At 68.4% G+C, this 6,353-nt stretch carries 8 protein-coding genes and 1 pseudogene; 6 read left to right on the top strand and 3 right to left on the bottom strand.

Features of this window, described 5'->3' with window-relative positions:
- Window positions 1-130: 130 nt before the first annotated feature.
- Window positions 131-634: an MTB12 family secreted protein gene (locus AWC07_RS02300; protein WP_036408454.1), complete on the top strand. Its 504-nt coding sequence runs from the start codon at window positions 131-133 to the stop codon at window positions 632-634.
- A 6-nt stretch (window positions 635-640) separates the two neighbouring features.
- Here AWC07_RS02300 and AWC07_RS02295 read toward each other — a convergent pair whose 3' ends face one another.
- The 3 genes from AWC07_RS02295 to AWC07_RS02285 all read right to left on the bottom strand — a co-directional run bounded on the left by AWC07_RS02295 (window position 641) and on the right by AWC07_RS02285 (window position 2,522).
- Window positions 641-1,522 (bottom strand): sigma-70 family RNA polymerase sigma factor, encoded by an 882-nt coding sequence (locus tag AWC07_RS02295; protein ID WP_036408457.1) that lies wholly within the window; start codon window positions 1,520-1,522, stop codon window positions 641-643.
- Window positions 1,519-2,115 carry a carboxymuconolactone decarboxylase family protein gene (locus AWC07_RS02290; RefSeq protein ID WP_036408438.1) on the bottom strand — a complete coding sequence of 199 codons (597 nt, stop codon included), beginning with the start codon at window positions 2,113-2,115 and terminating at the stop codon, window positions 1,519-1,521. The genes AWC07_RS02295 and AWC07_RS02290 overlap by 4 nt, the downstream gene beginning before the upstream one ends.
- Window positions 2,116-2,207: 92 nt before the next feature.
- Complete coding sequence (locus tag AWC07_RS02285) at window positions 2,208-2,522, bottom strand: type II toxin-antitoxin system VapB family antitoxin (RefSeq protein WP_036408460.1); 315 nt, start codon at window positions 2,520-2,522, stop codon at window positions 2,208-2,210.
- Window positions 2,523-2,738: 216 nt separating this feature from the next.
- Here AWC07_RS02285 and hrcA point away from each other — a divergent pair, with 216 nt between their 5' ends.
- The 5 genes and pseudogenes from hrcA to AWC07_RS29645 all read left to right on the top strand — a co-directional run.
- The gene (hrcA, locus tag AWC07_RS02280) at window positions 2,739-3,770 is read left to right on the top strand and encodes a heat-inducible transcriptional repressor HrcA (protein WP_036408441.1); all 1,032 of its coding nucleotides are present in this window, start codon (window positions 2,739-2,741) and stop codon (window positions 3,768-3,770) included.
- Window positions 3,771-3,829: 59 nt separating this feature from the next.
- Window positions 3,830-4,978, top strand: coding sequence for a molecular chaperone DnaJ (dnaJ, locus tag AWC07_RS02275; RefSeq protein WP_036408443.1), 1,149 nt, complete (start codon window positions 3,830-3,832; stop codon window positions 4,976-4,978).
- A gap of 18 nt (window positions 4,979-4,996) precedes the next feature.
- Window positions 4,997-5,743, top strand: coding sequence for a 16S rRNA (uracil(1498)-N(3))-methyltransferase (locus AWC07_RS02270; protein ID WP_036408446.1), 747 nt, complete (start codon window positions 4,997-4,999; stop codon window positions 5,741-5,743).
- A gap of 195 nt (window positions 5,744-5,938) precedes the next feature.
- Window positions 5,939-6,211 (top strand): PE family protein, encoded by a 273-nt coding sequence (locus tag AWC07_RS02265; protein ID WP_425271207.1) that lies wholly within the window; start codon window positions 5,939-5,941, stop codon window positions 6,209-6,211.
- A gap of 49 nt (window positions 6,212-6,260) precedes the next feature.
- Window positions 6,261-6,353 (top strand): annotated as a pseudogene (locus tag AWC07_RS29645) (PE family protein); the annotation flags it as partial.

Genomic DNA, 6,353 nt, shown 5'->3' with positions numbered 1-6,353 from the left:
ACATCATGCTCGCTGAGCCAAACAGGTGGTCCCTAGCTGGTGGCAAACCAGTGGTCCCTTCCCGGTGGCAAATGACAGGCTATTGCCAGGACAATTATTAGGACTATCAGTTGTGAACCAGGGGGAGAGCATGATGATGAAATCCGTCGCTACTGGCCTGGCCGCCGTGGCCGCGATCGGGGCTGCCGCCGCGGGTGTGACGTCTGTCGCATCCGAGAGCCCGGCGGTAAGCCAGGTGCTGCCGGTGGTCTTCGGAGCGCCCTTGCCGCAGGACCCCGCCCCGGCCGCAAACCTGCCGACCGCCGCTCAACTGACCAGCCTGCTCAACAGCCTTGCCGATCCCAGCGTCTCGTTCGCGAACAAGAGCGACCTGGTCGAGGGGGGTATCGGCGGGACCGAGGCCCGCCTGGCCGACCACGAGCTGAAGAAGGCCGCCAAGAACGGGGACCTGCCGTTGTCGTTCACCGTGTCCAACATCCAGTCGGCCGGCGCCGGGACCGCCACGGCCGACGTTGCTGTCTCCGGCCCCAAGCTGACCTCACCGGTCACGCAGAACGTCACGTTCGTCAACCAGGGCAGTTGGATGCTGTCGCGTAGCTCGGCCATGGAACTGCTGCAGGCCGCGGGACACTGACCCGTCCTAGCGGTTCAGCGCGCCCAGATCGAGCTTGGCGATGCGCTGCGGATCGGCCAGCACGTCGATCGCGGCGATCCTTCCGTTGCGCACCAGGAAGCCCATGATCGCCGCGGGGCGGCCGGCGATGAAGACGACGGCGCCGGCTGCGCCGTTGACGGTCGCGGGCCGCACCTCGCGTTCGGGTGCCGCATAGCTGCGGGCCAGTGCGGCCACCGCCGAAGCTCCGTGCGCCGAGCGGACGGCTCCGGGTCCCAGGTCGCCGCGTAACACCACGCCGGGGTCCAGCACCGATACCAGCCGGTCGAAGTCACCGCTGCGTCCCGCCGCGAAGAAGGCGTCGACGAGTCGGCGCTGCGCGGCGATGTCGCGGTCGGGAACGGCGGCGGCGCGCTCGATGCGTCGCCGCGCCCGACTGGCCAGTTTGCGAGCTGCTTCCGGCGAGCGCTCGACGATGGACGCGATCTGCTCGAACGGGACGGCGAACACGTCGTGCAGCACCAAGGCCAGCCGCTCCGCCGGGGGCAGCGTATTCAGCACGACGAACAATGCCAGGCCCACCGCGTCGGCCAGCATCGCTCGATGCTCGGGGTCGAATTCCCCGACCGGGTCCACGATCGGATCCGGCAGCCGCTCGACCAGCTCCTCGCGGCCGTGACCGTGGCGGTCGCGCAACATGTTCAGGCAGATCCGCGCCACCACGGTGGTCAGCCACGCGTCGAGGTTGTTGATGCCGACGGCCCGATCCGTGCCGGCGCCGAGGCGCAACCACGCCTCCTGCACGGCGTCCTCCGCGTCGTCCACCGAGCCGAGCATCCGGTAGGCCAGTGCGCCCAGCTGCGGCCTGGCCGCCTCGAAACGCGCGGTCAGCTCCGACTCGGTGGTCATCGCGCCGTGGTGTCCGGCAGCGCGCACACCCGGTCGCCGCAGAGACCTGAAGCCCCGATACCCAGCGCGATATTGAACCGGGCACGCAGATTGCCCAGGGTGACGATGTGGGTGAGCGCGACGAGTTGAGCGGTGTCGAAGTGCGCGCGCAGCGCCTCGAACAGCTCGTCGCTGACCTCGACCGGGGTGCGGCTGATCGCCGTGGCGTACCGCAGCACCAGCTTGTCGACGTCGGAGAAACAATCGGCCCGCTCGAAGTCGGTTAGAGCCAGCAGGTCCTGTTCGCTGAGCCCGAGGCCGCGGGCGATCTGTGAGCCCAGGTCGATGCAGTATTCGCAGCCCACGGTCGTCGCCGCCTTCAGTTCGGCCAGGGCCCGCACCCGGGGGCTGAGCATATCCAGTTTCGATTCGGCCTGCTCGAGCCTGCCGTAGGCGCTGAGCAATCTCGGAATATGGGCGTACATCCGCAGCGGTTCGAGCATGGCGGCTGTATGGCGTCCGGTCAGCTTCGCCAGCTTGCGCCTGGTGAAGTAGAAGGCGATTTTGGCGGCCGGGCCGGCGTCGCGATCACAGACCCCGATAAGTCGGGACATGGCGTGCTCCTCACGGATTGGTGGTGTTACTTAGATCGACACCTGGCGGCATCAGAATGTGACCGGCCGATCCGCACCCGACGGCAAGTGAGCTAGTTCGGGCGGCCCGGCTGCGTATCCATGTCGAATACCCGCGCGTGCAGCACCGTCCGGTTACGCAGCGCCGCCCGCACGGCCCGGTGCAAGCCGTCCTCGAGATACGTCACCCCGCGCCACTTCACGGCGTGCGGGAAGAGGTCGCCGTAGAACGTGGAGTCCTCCGACAGCAACCGGTCCAATGCGAGCACGGTGGTCGTGGTGACCAATTCGTCGAGGCGTATCTGTTGTGGTGGGATCTGCGACCAATCCCGATAAGACAACCCGTGGTCGGGATACGGCTTGCCTTCCCGCACGCCCTTGAAAATCATTGGCGGATCGTCGCTGACGCGCCGTGGGAGCCGCACATGATCATGCCGAACAGGCTAGCCGCAACGGCGCCGTGGAAGCAGACCTGCACCGAATCTGCCGAATTTGCCGGCCGGCGCCGTCCCGGTGACGCGGTGCTATCCCGCAGCTGGACGGTCGGCTACTTCCGAGACCGTAAAATGAACCCGGCCGACCGTGCGCAAAGGAGGTGACAGTCGATGGGAAGCGCAGACGAGCGCCGCTTCGAGGTACTGCGTGCCATTGTCGCCGACTTCGTCGCCACCCAGGAACCGATCGGCTCGAAATCCCTGGTAGAGCGCCACAACCTGGGGGTGTCCAGCGCCACGATCCGCAACGACATGGCGGTGCTGGAGGCCGAGGGATACATCGCCCAGCCGCACACCAGCTCCGGGCGGGTGCCCACGGAGAAGGGATACCGGGAGTTCGTCGACCGCCTCGACGAGGTGAAGCCGCTGTCGATGCCGGAGCGGCGGGCGATTCAGAGCTTCTTGGCCTCCGGCGTCGACCTCGACGATGTGCTGCGCCGCGCGGTACGGCTGCTGGCGCAGCTCACCCGGCAGGTCGCCGTGGTGCAGTACCCGACGTTGTCGAGCTCGACCGTCCGCCACCTGGAAGTGATCCCGCTGACCCCGGCGCGGCTGTTGATGGTGGTGATCACCGACTCGGGACGGGTCGACCAGCGCATCGTGGAACTCGGCGACGTCATCGACGACCACCAGCTGTCCCAGCTGCGCGAGCTGCTCGGGCAGGCGCTGGAAGGTAAGAAGCTCTCGGCGGCCTCCATCGCGGTCGCCGACCTTGCGGGGCAGCTGCGCGGTGCCGGCGGTTTGGGCGACGCGGTCGGCCGCTCGGCGACGGTGTTGCTGGAGTCGTTGGTGGAACACACCGAGGAGCGGCTGCTCATGGGCGGCACCGCGAACCTGACCCGCAACGCCGCGGACTTCGGTGGCTCGCTGCGCTCCATCCTGGAAGCGCTCGAGGAGCAGGTGGTGGTGCTGCGGCTGTTGGCCGCACAGCAGGAAGCGGGCAAGGTGACGGTGCGCATCGGCCATGAGACGGAGGTCGAGCAAATGGTCGGGACCTCGATGGTGAGCACCGCCTACGGCTCCAACGACACCGTCTACGGCGGCATGGGTGTGCTGGGGCCGACCCGGATGGACTACCCGGGAACTATCGCCAGTGTCGCCGCGGTTGCCATGTATATCGGCGAAGTGCTGGGTGCCCGATGACCGCGCACCCGCTGCAGAGGTTGTGGACAGCCGCGTAGGGCGGCACAGGAAGGTTAATCGTGGCACGCGATTACTACGGGCTGCTCGGCGTCAGCAAGGGCGCCAGCGAAACAGAGATCAAACGCGCGTATCGCAAGCTGGCCCGCGAACTGCATCCCGATGTCAATCCCGACGAGGCGGCGCAGGCGAAGTTCAAAGAGATCAGCGTCGCCTACGAAGTGTTGAGCGACCCGGAAAAACGCCGGATCGTCGACTTGGGCGGGGATCCGCTGGAAAGCGCCGGCGCGTCGGCCTCCGGATTCGCCGGCTTCGGCGGGCTGGGCGACGTCTTCGAGGCGTTCTTCGGGGGCGGCTTCGGTGGCGGTTCGGCGTCGCGCGGTCCGGTCGGCCGTGTTCGGCCGGGTTCGGACTCGCTGTTGCGCATGCGGCTGGACCTCGAAGAGTGCGCGACCGGTGTCACCAAGCAGGTCACCGTCGATACCGCGGTGTTGTGCGACCGCTGCCAGGGCAAGGGCACCCACGGCGATTCCGCCCCGGTGCCCTGCGACACCTGTGGTGGCCGCGGCGAGGTACAGACCGTCCAGCGTTCGTTGCTCGGGCAGATGCTGACGTCGCGCCCGTGTCCCACCTGCCGCGGTGTCGGGGTGGTCATTCCCGACCCCTGCCATCAGTGCATGGGCGACGGCCGGGTGCGGGCGCGCCGCGAGATCACCGTCAAAATTCCCGCCGGTGTCGGCGACGGTATGCGGGTGCGGCTCGCCGCCCAGGGCGAAGTCGGGCCGGGGGGAGGGCCGGCCGGCGACCTGTACGTCGAGGTCCACGAGCAGGCCCATGACATCTTCGCGCGCGAGGGCGACGACCTGCACTGCACGGTTTCGGTGCCGATGGCTGACGCGGCGCTGGGCGTCACCGTGACCCTGGACGCCATCCTGGACGGCCCCAGCGAGATCGTCATTCCGCCGGGCACGCAACCGGGTTCGGTCATTACGCTGCGGGGCCGCGGGATGCCGCACCTGCGCTCCAACACTCGCGGAGACCTGCACGTCCACGTCGAGGTGGTGGTCCCCACCCGGCTGGACCACCACGACGCCGAGCTGTTGCGCGAGTTCAAGAACCGCCGAAGCCGCGACGTGGCCGAGGTACGGTCGGCGCACGGCGCCGGCGGCGGGCTGTTCAGCCGGTTGCGCGAAACCTTCACCGGGCGCTAGCCGGTCGGCGGCGCGCGCATGGTGGCGACGTTGTTTTACGTCGACGCGCTGCCCGATACCGGCGCGCTGGCCGTGGTGGACGGAGACGAAGGTTTTCACGCCGCCACCGTGCGGCGGATCCGTCCGGGCGAGGAGGTGGTGCTCGGCGACGGCAAGGGCGACCTGGCTCGCTGCCGGGTCGAGCGGGCCGGACGCGACGGCCTGGCTGCCCGGGTGCTGGAGCGGTGGAGCGTGGTGCCGGCACGGCCGGCGGTGACGGTGGTGCAGGCGCTGCCGAAGTCTGAGCGCTCCGAACTGGCGATCGAGCTGGCCACCGAGGCCGGCGCCGACGCATTCGTGGCATGGCAGGCGGCGCGCTGCGTGGCGAGCTGGACCGGTGCGCGCGTCGACAAGGGTCTGCGCCGGTGGCGAGCGGTCACCCGTTCGGCGGCGCGGCAAGCACGGCGGGCGTTTATCCCGGCGGTCGACGGCCCGCTGTCCACGGCCGCGTTGACCGGGCGGGTACGTGACGAGGTGGCCCGCGGCGCGATAGTGCTGGCGTTACATGAGTCGGCGACCTGTCGGCTTGCCGAAGTTGGCCTGGCACAGGCGGATTCGCTGACACTTGTGGTCGGTCCCGAAGGCGGCATCGCGCCGGCGGAGATCGCCGCGCTGACCGCTGCCGGCGCCGTTGCGGTCCGACTGGGTCCGACGGTGTTGCGGACGTCGACCGCGGCCGCGGTCGCGCTGGGCGCGCTGGGGGTGCTGACCCCCAGGTGGGACTAGGCATCTCCGGCGATTCGACACGTTTCGGCAGCTGGACATTGGAAACGAGTGGGCGGGTTTCTCGGTCGTTGACGGTGAGAACCGGGAAAAAGTCCGTAACTGTAGCGCAAATGAGGGAATTTCCACCCGGATCGGCACCTTTTCGTGCTACTTTCGTAGCCCTTACACGCGATGGTGGCCAGTCGGGAGGCACCCATGTCGTATCTAGTTGCGGTTCCAGAAGTGCTGTCGACGGCAGCGGCGGACGTGGCGGACATTGGCTCGTCGCTGACGGCGGCCAACTTCGCCGCTTCGGCCCCAACTACGGCAGTGGTGGCAGCCGCCGGCGACGAGGTCTCGGCTGCGATCGCGGCGCTATTTTCTGGCCACGCCCAGGAGTATCAGGCGCTGAGCGCGCAGGCGGCGGCGTTCCATAGCCAGTTTGTAGCAGGCGTTGAGTGGGGCGGGAGGCGCGTATGCGGCCGCTGAGGCGGCTGCGGCTAACCCGTTGCAGACGTTGGTGGACAGCATTTTGGGTGTGATCAATGCGCCCACCAATTTGCTGTTGGGGCGCCCGTTGATCGGCGACGGTACCAACGGGGCGCCTGGGACCGGGGCCACCGGCGGGGCG

It is taken from the genome of Mycobacterium gastri, from assembly GCF_002102175.1.
In the GTDB taxonomy this organism is placed as follows: Bacteria; Actinomycetota; Actinomycetes; order Mycobacteriales; family Mycobacteriaceae; genus Mycobacterium; species Mycobacterium gastri.
This window is presented reverse-complemented; position numbering and strand designations above follow the sequence as displayed.